General features: G+C 62.0%; 17 protein-coding genes. 15 read left to right on the top strand and 2 right to left on the bottom strand.

Going from position 1 to position 12,398, the window contains the following annotated elements; translation table 11 throughout:
- Positions 1–31 precede the first annotated feature (31 nt).
- Genes gap through thiE form a run of 4 tightly spaced genes read left to right on the top strand, consistent with a single transcriptional unit; the run spans position 32 to position 3,858 of the window.
- Complete coding sequence (gene gap, locus ACK4R0_RS06755) at positions 32–1,039, top strand: type I glyceraldehyde-3-phosphate dehydrogenase (RefSeq protein ID WP_409672108.1); 1,008 nt, start codon at positions 32–34, stop codon at positions 1,037–1,039.
- Between the two features lie 29 nt (positions 1,040–1,068).
- Positions 1,069–2,259 carry a phosphoglycerate kinase gene (locus ACK4R0_RS06750; RefSeq protein WP_409672105.1) on the top strand — a complete coding sequence of 397 codons (1,191 nt, stop codon included), beginning with the start codon at positions 1,069–1,071 and terminating at the stop codon, positions 2,257–2,259.
- Positions 2,260–2,312: 53 nt separating this feature from the next.
- The gene (locus tag ACK4R0_RS06745) at positions 2,313–3,212 is read left to right on the top strand and encodes a fructose bisphosphate aldolase (RefSeq protein WP_409672102.1); all 900 of its coding nucleotides are present in this window, start codon (positions 2,313–2,315) and stop codon (positions 3,210–3,212) included.
- Positions 3,213–3,216: 4 nt separating this feature from the next.
- Positions 3,217–3,858, top strand: a complete 642-nt coding sequence (gene thiE / locus ACK4R0_RS06740; protein ID WP_409672099.1) for a thiamine phosphate synthase — start codon at positions 3,217–3,219, stop codon at positions 3,856–3,858.
- On the opposite strand, the gene ACK4R0_RS06735 is transcribed toward thiE, so the two are convergent.
- Positions 3,799–4,011, bottom strand: a complete 213-nt coding sequence (locus tag ACK4R0_RS06735) for a hypothetical protein (RefSeq protein WP_409672096.1) — start codon at positions 4,009–4,011, stop codon at positions 3,799–3,801. The genes thiE and ACK4R0_RS06735 overlap by 60 nt on opposite strands.
- Before the next feature lie 249 nt (positions 4,012–4,260).
- Here ACK4R0_RS06735 and efp point away from each other — a divergent pair, with 249 nt between their 5' ends.
- Both efp and ACK4R0_RS06725 read left to right on the top strand, forming a co-directional pair.
- A complete protein-coding gene (efp, locus tag ACK4R0_RS06730) occupies positions 4,261–4,824 on the top strand; it encodes an elongation factor P (protein WP_188514462.1) in 564 nt (187 codons plus the stop codon).
- 15 nt (positions 4,825–4,839) lie between these two features.
- Positions 4,840–5,658: an inositol monophosphatase family protein gene (locus tag ACK4R0_RS06725; protein WP_409672093.1), complete on the top strand. Its 819-nt coding sequence runs from the start codon at positions 4,840–4,842 to the stop codon at positions 5,656–5,658.
- 24 nt (positions 5,659–5,682) lie between these two features.
- On the opposite strand, the gene ACK4R0_RS06720 is transcribed toward ACK4R0_RS06725, so the two are convergent.
- Positions 5,683–6,168, bottom strand: a complete 486-nt coding sequence (locus tag ACK4R0_RS06720; protein WP_409672090.1) for a YbjN domain-containing protein — start codon at positions 6,166–6,168, stop codon at positions 5,683–5,685.
- A 215-nt stretch (positions 6,169–6,383) separates the two neighbouring features.
- Between ACK4R0_RS06720 and ACK4R0_RS06715 the strand changes: the two genes are divergently transcribed.
- From ACK4R0_RS06715 to ACK4R0_RS06675, 9 genes are read left to right on the top strand one after another with little or no spacing between them, the layout of a single operon-like run.
- Complete coding sequence (locus ACK4R0_RS06715) at positions 6,384–6,749, top strand: NADH-quinone oxidoreductase subunit A (protein ID WP_409672088.1); 366 nt, start codon at positions 6,384–6,386, stop codon at positions 6,747–6,749.
- A complete protein-coding gene (locus tag ACK4R0_RS06710; RefSeq protein WP_409672085.1) occupies positions 6,719–7,312 on the top strand; it encodes a NuoB/complex I 20 kDa subunit family protein in 594 nt (197 codons plus the stop codon). The genes ACK4R0_RS06715 and ACK4R0_RS06710 overlap by 31 nt, the downstream gene beginning before the upstream one ends.
- Positions 7,313–7,363: 51 nt before the next feature.
- Positions 7,364–8,119 carry an NADH-quinone oxidoreductase subunit C gene (locus ACK4R0_RS06705; protein ID WP_409672082.1) on the top strand — a complete coding sequence of 252 codons (756 nt, stop codon included), beginning with the start codon at positions 7,364–7,366 and terminating at the stop codon, positions 8,117–8,119.
- The gene (locus ACK4R0_RS06700) at positions 8,116–9,351 is read left to right on the top strand and encodes an NADH-quinone oxidoreductase subunit D (protein WP_409672080.1); all 1,236 of its coding nucleotides are present in this window, start codon (positions 8,116–8,118) and stop codon (positions 9,349–9,351) included. Before ACK4R0_RS06705 ends, ACK4R0_RS06700 begins: the two co-directional genes overlap by 4 nt.
- Complete coding sequence (locus ACK4R0_RS06695; protein ID WP_409672077.1) at positions 9,348–9,527, top strand: hypothetical protein; 180 nt, start codon at positions 9,348–9,350, stop codon at positions 9,525–9,527. Before ACK4R0_RS06700 ends, ACK4R0_RS06695 begins: the two co-directional genes overlap by 4 nt.
- On the top strand, positions 9,520–10,188 hold the full coding sequence (gene nuoE, locus ACK4R0_RS06690; protein WP_409672074.1) for an NADH-quinone oxidoreductase subunit NuoE: 669 nt from the start codon (positions 9,520–9,522) through the stop codon (positions 10,186–10,188). Before ACK4R0_RS06695 ends, nuoE begins: the two co-directional genes overlap by 8 nt.
- Positions 10,188–10,448, top strand: coding sequence for a hypothetical protein (locus ACK4R0_RS06685; RefSeq protein WP_409672072.1), 261 nt, complete (start codon positions 10,188–10,190; stop codon positions 10,446–10,448). The genes nuoE and ACK4R0_RS06685 overlap by 1 nt, the downstream gene beginning before the upstream one ends.
- A gap of 1 nt (position 10,449) precedes the next feature.
- Entirely contained in the window at positions 10,450–11,760 is a 1,311-nt protein-coding gene (gene nuoF, locus ACK4R0_RS06680) for an NADH-quinone oxidoreductase subunit NuoF (RefSeq protein WP_409672069.1), read from the top strand.
- Positions 11,757–12,392, top strand: a complete 636-nt coding sequence (locus ACK4R0_RS06675; RefSeq protein WP_409672066.1) for a hypothetical protein — start codon at positions 11,757–11,759, stop codon at positions 12,390–12,392. Before nuoF ends, ACK4R0_RS06675 begins: the two co-directional genes overlap by 4 nt.
- The last annotated feature ends 6 nt before the right edge of the window (positions 12,393–12,398 follow it).

Raw genomic sequence — 12,398 nt, 5'->3', positions numbered from 1 at the left:
TTTTACGACAATAATCGCAGGAGAATTTTCGATGGCAGTCAAGGTTGCAATCAATGGTTTTGGCCGCATCGGCCGCCTCGTCGCGCGTGCGCTGCTCGAGCGGACCGATCATGACCTTGAGCTGGTCGCGATCAACGATCTGGCCGATGCCAAGTCGAACGCACTGCTGTTCAAGCGCGACAGCGTCCACGGCCCGTTCCCCGGCACCGTCGAAGCTGTCGGCGACACCATCGTCGTCAACGGCAAGGCGATCAAGGTGACGTCGGAGCGCGATCCGGCCAAGCTGCCGCATGGCGACATGGGCGTCGACATCGCGCTCGAGTGCACGGGCTTCTTCGCCGACAAGGAAAAAGCCAGCGCACACCTGACCGCCGGCGCCAAGCGCGTGCTGATCTCGGCGCCTGCCGGCGGCGCGGACAAGACCATCGTGTTCGGCGTCAACCACGACGTGCTGACCGCTGACGATCTGGTCGTTTCGAACGCCAGCTGCACCACCAATTGCCTGGCTCCGATGGCCAAGGTCCTGCACGAAACCGTCGGTATCGAGCGCGGCCTGATGACCACGGTCCACAGCTATACCAACGACCAGAAGATCCTCGACCAGATTCACGGTGACATGCGCCGTGCGCGTGCTGCTGCGATGTCGATGATCCCCACCACCACCGGCGCTGCGCGTGCGGTTGGCCTCGTTCTGCCCGAACTCAAGGGCAAGCTCGATGGCTCGGCGATCCGCGTGCCGACTGCCAATGTCAGCCTCGTCGATCTGACGTTCACCCCGAGCCGCGACACCACCGTCGAGGAAATCAACGGCGCGCTCAAGGCAGCGTCTGAAGGGGCGCTCAAGGGCGTGCTCGCCTTTACCGACGAGCCGCTGGTTTCGATCGACTTCAACCATGATCCGGCCAGCTCGACCATCGACAGCCTGGAAACATCGGTGATCGACGGCAAGCTGGTCCGCGTGATCAGCTGGTACGACAACGAGTGGGGCTTCTCGAACCGCATGGTCGATACCGCAGGCGTGATGGCCGGCCTGCTCTGATCGTTCCTGAAACTGCGAGAAACACCGGTATGTTCAAGACCCTCGATGATCTGATTGCCGACCGTCACGGCGTGGCGGGAAAGCCTGTTCTGGTTCGCGAAGACTTGAACGTACCGATGCACGAGGGCCGGGTATCCGACGATACCCGGCTTCGTTCGGCGATGCCGACACTGGCGGAGCTGGCCGATCACGGCGCCAAGGTGTTGGTGCTCGCACATTTCGGCCGCCCCAAGGGCCAGGTCGACCCCGAATACACCTTGCGCCCGATTGCCGAGGCGCTGGGCGACGTAATGGGGCGGCATGTCGGTTTTCTGGCATCGCCTGACCGTCATGCGATCGATGTCCTTGAGCCAGGCAGCATTACCGTGCTCGAGAACAGCCGCTTCTATCCCGGCGAGGAAAAGAACGACCCGGTGCTGGCCAAGCAGATCGCGGCCTTGGGCGACTTCTATGTCAACGATGCCTTTTCCGCTGCGCACCGCGCGCATGTGACCACCGAAGGTCTGGCACATCTGCTGCCCGCATTTGCGGGCCGCGCGATGGAGGCCGAACTCAAGGCTTTGGAAGCTGCACTGGGCAAGCCCGAGCATCCGGTCGCCGCAGTTGTCGGTGGCGCCAAGGTCTCTACCAAGCTTGACGTCCTGACGCATCTCGTCGGCAAGGTCGATCATCTGATCATCGGTGGCGGCATGGCCAACACCTTCCTCGCCGCGCGCGGGGTCGATGTCGGCAAATCCTTGTGCGAGCATGACCTTGCAGACACCGCCAATGCAATTTTGGATGCAGCCGACAAGGCAAATTGCACCGTCCACCTGCCCTATGACGTCGTTGTCGCCAAGGAATTCGGCGCGAACGTGCCTTGCCGCACCGCCAACGTCCACGAAGTCGCGGCCGACGAGATGATCCTCGATGTCGGCGCGTCGGCGGTCGAGGCGCTGTCCGATGTGCTCAAGACCTGCCGGACCCTGGTGTGGAACGGCCCGCTTGGTGCGTTCGAATATCCCCCGTTCGACACCGCAACGGTCGCGCTGGCGAGGACGGCGGCTGCCTTGACCCGCGAAGGTACATTGGTATCGGTTGCAGGCGGCGGGGACACCGTCGCTGCGCTCAACCATGCCGGCGTTGCGGATGATTTCTCTTTTGTTTCAACCGCTGGCGGCGCTTTCCTCGAATGGATGGAAGGCAAGATCCTGCCCGGCGTCAAGGCGCTCGAGGCCTGACGCCGCCACCCGATTCCACTATTAAGCCTGGCTCAGACCCAAGGGGACCTCACATGACCGACACCGCAACCTTCGACAAGATGCTCGCCCAGATCGAGACCGGCGCAGGCTTCATCGCCGCGCTCGACCAGAGCGGCGGTTCGACCCCTAAAGCGTTGAAGGGCTATGGCATCGAAGAAGGTGCCTGGGGCAGCGACGAGGAAATGTTCGCGCTGATCCACTCCATGCGCAGCCGCATCGTTACCTCGCCGTGCTTCAACGGCGAGAAAGTGATCGGCGCGATCCTGTTCGAACGCACGATGGATGGCGAAGCGGGCGGCAAGAGCGTGCCCGCATTGCTGTGGGAGCGCGGCGTGGTGCCGTTCCTCAAGGTCGACAAGGGCCTGGAAGACGAAGCCGACGGCGTCCAGATGATGAAGCCGATCGGTGGCCTGGGTGACCTGCTCACCCGCGCCAAGGCCAAGGGCGTCTTCGGCACCAAGATGCGCTCGGTGATCAACTCGGCTTCGGAAAGCGGCATCGCCGCCATCGTGAAACAGCAGTTTGAAGTTGCAGGCGAAATCCTCGACCACGGGCTGGTCCCGATCATCGAGCCCGAAGTGAACATCAAGAGCGAGACGCGGGGCCAGTGCGATGCAATCCTGCTCGCCGAAACGAAAAAGGCGCTCGATGCGCTGCCCGAAGGCCGCCGCGTGATGCTCAAGCTCTCCTTGCCTGAAACTGCAGGCCTTTTTGCCGATCTGGTTGCGCACCCGGCGGTGATCCGCGTCGTCGCGCTGTCGGGTGGCTTCAGCCGCGCCGATGCGTGCGTCGAACTCGCCAAGAACACCGGCATCATCGCCAGCTTCTCGCGCGCGCTGCTCAACGATCTCAAGCACCAGATGAGCGACGACGAGTTCAACGCCTCGCTCGGCGGCGCGATCGACGAGATCCACGCCGCTTCGGTCGCCTGATCGCGTGACCGGCTGCGAACTCTATCTGATCTCTCCGCTCGACGTCGGCGGGGATTTTCCTGACCGGCTGCGCGCGGCGCTGGAGGCGGGACCCGTTGCGGCGTTCCAGTTTCGGGTCAAGAATGTCGACCAGCACGAGGCTGCGCGGCTTGCAGCACCGCTGCTCGAGATTTGCCGCGAGCATGATTGCGCGTTCATCGTCAACGATGATGTGGCGCTCGCCAAAAGGCTGGGCGCTGACGGCGTGCATCTGGGGCAGGGCGATGGCGACCCGCGCGAGGCGCGCGAAGAGCTGGGCAAGGATGCGCAGATCGGCGTGACCTGCCACAACAGCCGCCATCTCGCGCTGGAAGCTGGCGAGATGGGCGCAGATTATGTCGCGTTCGGCGCTTTCTTTCCGAGCAGCACCAAGGACGCCAAGGTGCAGGCGGAGCCGGAAATTCTGGAGTGGTGGTCATCAATGATGGAGCCGCCCTGCGTCGCCATCGGCGGGATCACGGTGGACAACGCCGCATCGATCATCGCCACGGGCACTGACTTCATCGCTGTGTCGGGCGGCGTTTGGAACCACCCCGAAGGTCCGGCCTCAGCCGTGCGACAGTTCTTTGCGCTGATTGCCAAGCACAGCGGTCGAGACGCTGGCTGATGCTTCCAGCCGGGTGAGGTAGCTGACGAAATCGGCTTCAAAGTCTTCCACTCCCGGCACCGCCTCGCCGCGCGCCGAATGGGCGGTGTCGATCTGGTTGCGGGCCTTGCCGAAAATGCCGGCAGCAGGCGTCTTGAGGCTGAACAATGGCATGGTCTGTTGATCCGGTTTCGGGCGCTTTATAGCAGCTTTTGCCGATGGTTAGCACCTACTATCCCCTGCCGATGGGTAATAGGAAGAAACAGCCATTCGTGCGGTATATCGACCGGCAACGCAGAATCGTCGATCAAAGCCCTTTATCGGCGATCGACATCGGAACGGGCGGCCAAAGCACTTGCCTTGCCCGCCGCCAGCGCCTAGAGCGCCTGTCCATTCCCTGAAACCTGATGAAACGAGCCTCGCATGAAGATCAGCGGTGTCGATATTCGCCCCGGCAACATTCTGGAACATGAAGGTGGTATCTGGAAAGTCGGCAAGATCCAGCATACCCAGCCCGGCAAGGGCGGTGCTTTCATGCAGGTCGAGATGAAGAATCTCGAAGACGGCCGCAAGACCAACATCCGCTATCGCAGCCAGGATACGGTCGAGAAGGTTCGGCTCGATACCAAGGATTTCCAGTTCCTGTTCGCCGACGGCGAGTCCTTCGTGTTCATGGACGAGGAAAATTTCGAGCAGATCACCATCGCGGCCAAGCTGCTGGGTGACGAAGCCGCCTTCCTGCAGGATGGCATGCAGGTTACCCTCGAAATGTACGACGAGCGCCCGATCTCGGTGCAGTTGCCCGACCATATCGAAGCGACGATCGTCGAGGCCGACGCCGTGGTGAAGGGGCAGACCGCTTCTTCCAGCTACAAGCCCGCGATTCTCGATAATGGCGTGCGCGTCATGGTGCCGCCGCACATCAGCAGCGGCACGCGCATTGTCGTCGATGTCTACGCCAAGGAATATGTCCGCAAGGCGGATTGATCGGACCTTATTGCAATGCCTGCCATCTCAGCCATCATCCGTGTCATGGAAAGCGCCGCGCGCAAGGCGGGCGGCCGTCTGCGCCGTGACTTCGGCGAGGTCGAGCACCTGCAGGTGTCGCAAAAGGGGCCGGCCGACTTCGTGTCCAAAGCCGATCAGCGCGCCGAACGCATCCTGTATGACGAACTGAGCAAGGCGCGCCCTGGCTGGGGCTTCATGCTCGAAGAGGGCGGCGACATCGCTGCCGAACCCGGCAAGCCGCGCTTCATCATCGATCCGCTCGACGGCACCAGCAATTTCCTCCACGGCATTCCGCATTTCGCGATCTCGATCGCGGTGCAGGAGCCCACGCTGGACGGCAAGGGCTGGGGCGAGATCAGCGCCGCATTGATCTATCAGCCGGTGACCGATGAAAGCTATTGGGCAGAAAAGTCGCGCGGCGCGTGGCTGCATGATCGCCGCCTGCGCGTGTCGGGTCGCCGCAGCCTCAACGAGGCATTGATCGCCACCGGCATCCCGTTTCTTGGCCATGGCGACATCGCCGAGTGGACCCGCATTTTTGGGGCCATCGCGCCTGAAGTGGCAGGGATTCGCCGGTTCGGGGCAGCATCGCTCGATCTGGCCTGGGTCGCAGCCGGCAAGTTCGACGCCTTCTGGGAAAGCGGCCTCAAGCCGTGGGACGTGGCTGCCGGAATTCTGCTGGTGCGCGAAGCGGGCGGTTTCGTGACCGATTTTCGCGGTGGATCGCAGCCGATGGAACGCCAGCAGATCCTCGCGGGCAACGATTCGCTGCATTCGCGCGTCCACAAGCTGATGGTTAGCGCGCTGCGCTGATCCCCCAGCGGGCGTCTTGCGCGCTCACTCGTTCACATAACGCCGGTACAGTTGCATCTGGTTCAGCCAGACATCCAGGTTTTCGTTGAACACCGCCTGCGGCACGCCACCCTTGTCGGTATCGATATCCATGACCAGCACCGGATCGTTCTCCTCGTCGCGATAGGCGCGGACAAAGCGCTTGGTGCGGTTCCATTCGTTGAGCTTTTCGACCGCGAACCCCTTGCGGTCGTTGAAGCCGAAATAGAATTGAACGGTCTTGCAGCCGCGCCTGTCCTCGTTGCAGTTCATCAGGGCGATGACAAATGGCATGTCATCGAAGGCGCTCTCGATATATGGGGCGCCGTTCTCGGGTTGCTGGAGCTTGCTGGGCAAGCCGCGCGCGGTCAGCACTGCCGCGATCGTGTCCGGGCGGGTGGCCGAGACGGTCTGCGCCGAGGCGGTGATCGGCAATGCCATGCTTGCCAGTGCCAGGCTGGCCAGAACTATCATGTTTGTGCGCTTCGTCATCTTCGATTCCCCCCTTGCTGGCCGTCGTCACGCCATGCAGCGCAGGTAGCATGACGCCAGCTTGCCGGATTGTGTCCAACAGCACACAAATGCGCAATTTTTTGAGCATTCTCTCGCCTGGCACATTGCCGCAAAAAAGGGGGGTATCTGGCTTGCGATAGGCGCTGGGCTGGCCTAAAGACCGGGCAAGCAGCACGCACAAACGGGATACGCACATGGCCGAATATCTGCCAATTCTGCTGTTCCTGGCGGTCGCACTGGTCCTTTCGGTGGCATTCGTTTTCCTTCCGATCGGGGTATCGCGGCTCACCGGGGCGCACAAACCAACCGTCGCCAAGTTGAGCGAATATGAATGCGGTTTCCCCGCCTTCGAGGATTCGCGCAGCCAATTCGACGTTCGCTTCTATCTGGTCGCGATCCTGTTCATCATCTTCGATCTCGAAGTGGCGTTCCTGTTCCCTTGGGCGGTCACCTTCCTCGATCTGGGCTGGGAGGCCTGGAGCGCGATGATGATCTTCCTAGGCATTCTCACCATAGGCTTTGTCTACGAATGGAAAATGGGAGCACTCGATTGGGAGTAGTGTCGCAAGCCTCCGGAGCACCGGTTGCCAAGCCGGGGACGCTGGTCCCTGGCACCGGCACGCTGCCCGACGTGGGTTTTCTCAACGATATCAACGCTGAAGTTGCGGACAAGGGCTTTCTGGTCACCTCGACCGAAGAGCTTTTCCAATGGGCGCGTACCGGGTCTTTGTGGTGGATGACCTTTGGTCTGGCCTGCTGCGCGGTCGAGATGATCCACGTCAGCATGCCGCGCTATGACATGGAGCGCTTCGGCGTCGCGCCGCGCGCGTCTCCGCGCCAGTCGGACGTGATGATCGTCGCAGGGACCCTGTGCAACAAGATGGCTCCGGCGCTGCGCCGCGTGTATGATCAGATGTCGGAGCCGAAATATGTGATTTCGATGGGCAGCTGCGCCAATGGCGGCGGCTATTACCATTACAGCTATTCGGTGGTGCGTGGCTGCGATCGCATCGTTCCGGTGGACATCTATGTCCCCGGCTGCCCGCCGACCGCCGAGGCGTTGCTTTACGGTGTGATGCAATTGCAGCGCAAGATCCGCCGGATCGGCACGATCGAGCGCTAAGATACGAGTTGAGAAGGTCTGCTGTGGAGGCGGGCCGGATAAGGGACGCACATGGGACATTCGGCGCCACGGTATGCCGTTCTGGAAGGCTTGGGCGAGCACGTCGCCGCGACGCTGGGTGACCGGCTGATCGCGACGCGTTTCACCCAGGGAGAGTATTGCTTCACCGTCCGTCGCGAGGCTATCGCCGAAGCGCTCGACCTGCTGCGCGAGCGGCATGAGTATCAGCAGCTCGTTGAAATTGCAGGTGTGGACTATCCCAATCGGCCCGAACGGTTCGAAATGGTCTATTGCCTGCTGAGCCTGACCAAGAACCACCGCATCCGTGTTGCCTGCACCACCGATGAGGATACGCCGGTGCCTACAGTTACCACGATCTGGCCGGTTGCAGGTTGGCTCGAGCGCGAAGTGTACGACATGTTCGGCGTGATCTTCGCCGGCAACCCGGACCTGCGCCGCATCCTCACCGATTATGGTTTCCGCGGCCATCCCTTCCGCAAGGACTTCCCGCTCACCGGCTACAGTGAGATGCGCTATTCCGAGGAGCAGGGCAGGGTGATCTACGAGCCGGTCAAGCTGGCGCAGGATTTCCGCAATTTCGACTTTACCTCGCCATGGGAAGGCGCCGACTATGTGCTGCCGGGCGACGAAAAGTCGCTGGGTGGTCCGCCGCATGTCGAGACCCCCAAGACCACCGACAAGCCGTCGGAGACCGGTGCGGGCAAGGGTGCCAACAAGGCAGCGGCCAAGCCCAGCCTCGAGGCTGCTGCCGACCAGCCCGCCGACAAGAAGGGGGGCAAGGCATGACCACCGAGACGCTCCACGAGGTTTCCGAACCCGGGCAGATCGAACAGGATTCGGCCGATCTGGAAATCCAGAACTACACGATCAACTTCGGTCCCCAGCACCCCGCGGCACACGGCGTGTTGCGCATGGTCATGGAACTGGAAGGCGAGATCGTCGAGCGCATCGACTGCCATGTCGGGCTGCTCCATCGCGGCACCGAAAAGCTGATCGAGCACAAGACCTATCTGCAAGCACTGCCGTACTTCGACAGGCTCGATTATTGCTCGCCGCTAGCGATGGAATACAGCTATGTCCTGGCGATCGAGAAGCTGCTGAACCTTGAGGTGCCGCTGCGCGCGCAATATCTGCGCGTGCTGATGGCCGAGCTGACGCGCATCAAGAACCACATGCTCAACCTGGGTGCGCATGTGATGGACGTCGGCGCGATGACCCCCAATCTGTGGCTGTTCGAGCTGCGCGAAGATTGCATGAACTTCTATGAGGCGGTGTCCGGCGCGCGGATGCACGCCGCCTGGTTCCGTCCGGGCGGGGTTCATGAAGATATCCCGCTCAAGGTCCTCGCCGAAATCGGCGAATGGGTCGATACCCGGCTGCCCGAGCTTTTCGAGGATGCGATCAGCCTCGTTGCCGACAACCGCATTTTCAAGCAGCGCAACGTCGATATCGCCGTGGTGTCAAAGGACGACGCCGTGCGCTGGGGCTTTTCGGGTCCGATGATCCGCGGCAGCGGCATCCCCTGGGATCTGCGCAAGTCGCAGCCGTATGATGTCTACGACCGGATGGAGTTCGACATTCCGGTCGGCACGCGCGGCGATTGCTATGACCGCTTCATGGTTCGGGTCGAGGAAGTCCGCCAGTCGGCGAAGATCATCAAGCAGTGCCTCGCGCAGATGCCCGAAGGGCCGATCGCGTCGCTGGACCGCAAGGTCGTTCCTCCCAAGCGCGGCGAGATGAAGCAGTCGATGGAAGCGCTGATCCATCACTTCAAGCTGTATACCGAGGGCTTTCATGTTCCCGCCGGCGAGGTGTACGTTGCGACCGAGAGCCCCAAGGGAGAGTTCGGCGTGTATCTGGTCGCCGATGGCACCAACAAACCGTATCGCTGCAAGATCCGCCCGACGGCGTTCAGCCACCTTCAGGCAATGGATTTCATGACGCGCGGCCACATGCTGTCCGATGCGACCGCCATTCTGGGTGCGATCGACGTGGTGTTCGGGGAGTGCGACCGGTGACGCGACCCTTCTTCCCGATCTGGGTGTACTTTGTGGTGGCTTTGCTGATTGCGCTGAGCGCATTCGGCATCGCGCAGGTCGCAGAAGGCATGGGAATGCCCTTCGTGCTGATCGCGACATTTGCGTGGATGGCCTTTTCCATTTCCCGCCAGCGTAAAGAGCAGAACAATGGCTGACGCAGCACACATTCCCGATGAAGCCGAAACCCGCGCGCGCTGGGGTGGTTTCGCGTTTACGGACGAGAACCTCGCCAAGGCGAAAACCTTCATTTCGCGCTATCCGGAAGGGCGGCAGCGCTCTGCGGTAATGCCGCTGCTCGATCTCGCGCAGCGCCAGGTTGGCGCCGATACGCAGACGCAAGGGTGGCTCCCGGTACCGGTGATCGAATACGTCGCCGCGATGCTCGATATGCCGTATATCCGCGCTTATGAGGTCGCGAGCTTCTACACGATGTACAACCTTGCACCGGTGGGGCGCTTCCATGTTCAGGTCTGCGGCACGACGCCGTGCCTGCTGCGCGGATCGGACAACGTGATGGCGGCGTGCGCCAACAAGGGTCTGGTCAAGGGCAAGACCACGCCCGACGGCCTGTTCACGCTGACCGAAGTCGAATGCATGGGCAATTGCGCCAACGCGCCGATGGTCCAGATCAACGACGATAACTTCGAAGACCTGGATTACGATAGCACGACGCGCATTCTCGAGGCGCTGGCAGCGGGCGAGAGCCCCAAGCCGGGCACGCAGATCGCCGGTCGCCACACCAGCGAGCCCGAAGGCGGACCGACCACGCTCAAGGCGATGGTCGATGCCAACCACGATTATCGCGGGGAATGGTGATGACGACACAATCCGACGTCGCGAACCTGACCTATGAACTGCTGAAGAAGGTTCGTGCGGAGCAACAGGAAATGCGCCTTGAACTGACCGACATCAAGTCGCGGTTGACTGATGTCGAGCAGGCCGTCGCATCGACGTCGGTTCGCGTCGCCCAGGTCGAGGTCAGCATGGCAGGCGTAAACCGCAGGCTGGATCATGTCGGTGAGCGCATCGGCCGGATCGACCGCCGCCTTGAACTGCGTGAAGCGGGTGAGAACTGATATGAGTTTCGATTTTCTCAGCGACAAGGATCGCATCTTCACCAACGTCTATGGGTTCCAGCCGTGGAACCTGAAGGCGTCGCAGGCGCGCGGTGACTGGGACAACACCAAGGACCTGATCGCCTGGGGCCAGGACAAGATCATCGACGAGATGAAGGCGTCTGGCCTTCGCGGTCGTGGCGGTGCGGGCTTCCCCACCGGCATGAAGTGGAGCTTCATGCCCAAGGAATCCAAGGATGGCCGCCCCAGCTTCCTCGTCATCAACGCCGATGAATCCGAGCCCGGCAGCTGCAAGGACCGCGAAATCCTGCGCCACGATCCGCACAAGCTGATCGAAGGCGCGCTGATTGCGGGCTTCGCGATGCGTGCGCGCGCGGCGTATATCTATGTGCGCGGTGAGTATATCCGCGAGGCGCAGGTTCTGCAGGCGGCGGTCGACGAGGCCTATGAAGCTGGTCTGATCGGCAAGAACGCGTCGAAATCGGGCTATGACTTCGACGTGTTTGTCCATCGCGGCGCGGGCGCATACATTTGCGGCGAAGAAACCGCGATGATCGAGAGCCTTGAGGGCAAGAAGGGTCAGCCCCGGCTCAAGCCGCCGTTCCCGGCGGGCGCGGGGCTTTATGGCTGCCCGACCACGGTCAACAACGTCGAATCGATCGCGGTGGTGCCGACGATCCTGCGGCGCGGTGCGAGCTGGTTCGCCAGCTTCGGGCGCGAGAACAACAAGGGCACCAAGCTCTTCCAGATCAGCGGCCATGTCGACAAGCCCTGCGTGGTCGAGGAAGCGATGAGCATCCCGTTCCGCGACCTGATCGAAAAGCACTGCGGCGGTATTCGCGGTGGCTGGGACAATCTGCTTGCGGTGATCCCCGGTGGATCGTCGGTGCCTTTGGTCCCGGCAGCGCAAATCATGGACGCACCGATGGATTTCGACGGCCTCAAGGAGGTCGGTTCGGGTCTGGGCACCGCTGCGGTGATCGTCATGGACAAGTCGACCGACATTGTTCAGGCGATCAGCCGGTTGAGCTATTTCTACAAGCACGAAAGCTGCGGCCAGTGCACGCCGTGCCGCGAAGGCACCGGCTGGATGTGGCGGGTGATGGAGCGGATGCGCACCGGTGATGCCGACATCAGCGAAATCGATACGCTTTACGAAGTTACCAAGCAGGTCGAGGGCCACACCATCTGTGCCCTTGGCGATGCTGCAGCCTGGCCGATCCAGGGCCTTATCAAGCATTTCCGCCCAGAAATGGAACGGCGGATCGTCGAGAAGCAGGGTTCGGTTTCGTTGATGGAGGCTGCAGAATGAGAAAGGTTGCCAAGACGACCCTGGCCGCGATGGCCATGGCATCGATGATTTCGCCGGCACTGGCCTCCGGGGCCGGCTGGTGGACTGTTTCCGATGACGCGATCAAGACGTCGCTCAAGCGGATGTCCGTCGGCGGCGCTGACCGGATGCGCGCATTCGCCTTGTGCTCGGTCAAGCGCAATCCCAAGGCGGTGGAAGCCTTGCTTGCCACCCGCCAGGAAAGTGTCGAGGAGCGCGCGATGTCGCGGCGGCTGACACAGGCGAGTTTCGACTGCCTGCCTTCGGGTGATTTCACTCTCGGCGGCATGTCGGTGCGCGGTTCTCTGGCCGAAGCGATGTTCTGGACCAGCTTTGCCGGTGCAGACGTCGAGAGCCTCACGGTGCGATCGGATGAAATCGGCGAGAAGGAGCGGTTTGCCGATTGTGCGGTCGATGGCCAGCTTGCCGAGGTACGTGACCTGATCGCCACGGCGCCCAAAAGCGATGACGAAAGCGCCGCGCTGTCCCCGCTGATGCCGCGCCTGCGCGATTGCATCGCCAAGACCAGCTTCAGCTCGATGGACAACGCATCGGCGCGCTCGCTGATGGCCGAAGCACTTTATCGCGCTGCCAAGCGCGGCGGGGCAGGCTGACCGGCC

Source organism: Blastomonas sp. (genome assembly GCF_046294995.1).
Lineage (GTDB): Bacteria > Pseudomonadota > Alphaproteobacteria > Sphingomonadales > Sphingomonadaceae > Blastomonas.
This window is presented reverse-complemented; position numbering and strand designations above follow the sequence as displayed.

What these genes read in the sequence shown, in the direction of transcription:
- ACK4R0_RS06685 (WP_409672072.1), top strand. Translation starts at nt 10,188, where the DNA reads ATGACGACACAATCCGACGTCGCGAACCTGACCTATGAACTGCTGAAG.
- ACK4R0_RS06745 (WP_409672102.1), top strand. Translation starts at nt 2,313, where the DNA reads ATGACCGACACCGCAACCTTCGACAAGATGCTCGCCCAGATCGAGACC.
- ACK4R0_RS06710 (WP_409672085.1), top strand. Translation starts at nt 6,719, where the DNA reads ATGGAAAATGGGAGCACTCGATTGGGAGTAGTGTCGCAAGCCTCCGGA.
- ACK4R0_RS06715 (WP_409672088.1), top strand. Translation starts at nt 6,384, where the DNA reads ATGGCCGAATATCTGCCAATTCTGCTGTTCCTGGCGGTCGCACTGGTC.
- ACK4R0_RS06735 (WP_409672096.1), bottom strand. Translation starts at nt 4,011, where the DNA reads ATGCCATTGTTCAGCCTCAAGACGCCTGCTGCCGGCATTTTCGGCAAG.
- efp (WP_188514462.1), top strand. Translation starts at nt 4,261, where the DNA reads ATGAAGATCAGCGGTGTCGATATTCGCCCCGGCAACATTCTGGAACAT.
- ACK4R0_RS06700 (WP_409672080.1), top strand. Translation starts at nt 8,116, where the DNA reads ATGACCACCGAGACGCTCCACGAGGTTTCCGAACCCGGGCAGATCGAA.
- gap (WP_409672108.1), top strand. Translation starts at nt 32, where the DNA reads ATGGCAGTCAAGGTTGCAATCAATGGTTTTGGCCGCATCGGCCGCCTC.
- ACK4R0_RS06675 (WP_409672066.1), top strand. Translation starts at nt 11,757, where the DNA reads ATGAGAAAGGTTGCCAAGACGACCCTGGCCGCGATGGCCATGGCATCG.
- ACK4R0_RS06750 (WP_409672105.1), top strand. Translation starts at nt 1,069, where the DNA reads ATGTTCAAGACCCTCGATGATCTGATTGCCGACCGTCACGGCGTGGCG.
- nuoF (WP_409672069.1), top strand. Translation starts at nt 10,450, where the DNA reads ATGAGTTTCGATTTTCTCAGCGACAAGGATCGCATCTTCACCAACGTC.
- ACK4R0_RS06705 (WP_409672082.1), top strand. Translation starts at nt 7,364, where the DNA reads ATGGGACATTCGGCGCCACGGTATGCCGTTCTGGAAGGCTTGGGCGAG.
- nuoE (WP_409672074.1), top strand. Translation starts at nt 9,520, where the DNA reads ATGGCTGACGCAGCACACATTCCCGATGAAGCCGAAACCCGCGCGCGC.
- ACK4R0_RS06720 (WP_409672090.1), bottom strand. Translation starts at nt 6,168, where the DNA reads ATGACGAAGCGCACAAACATGATAGTTCTGGCCAGCCTGGCACTGGCA.
- ACK4R0_RS06725 (WP_409672093.1), top strand. Translation starts at nt 4,840, where the DNA reads ATGCCTGCCATCTCAGCCATCATCCGTGTCATGGAAAGCGCCGCGCGC.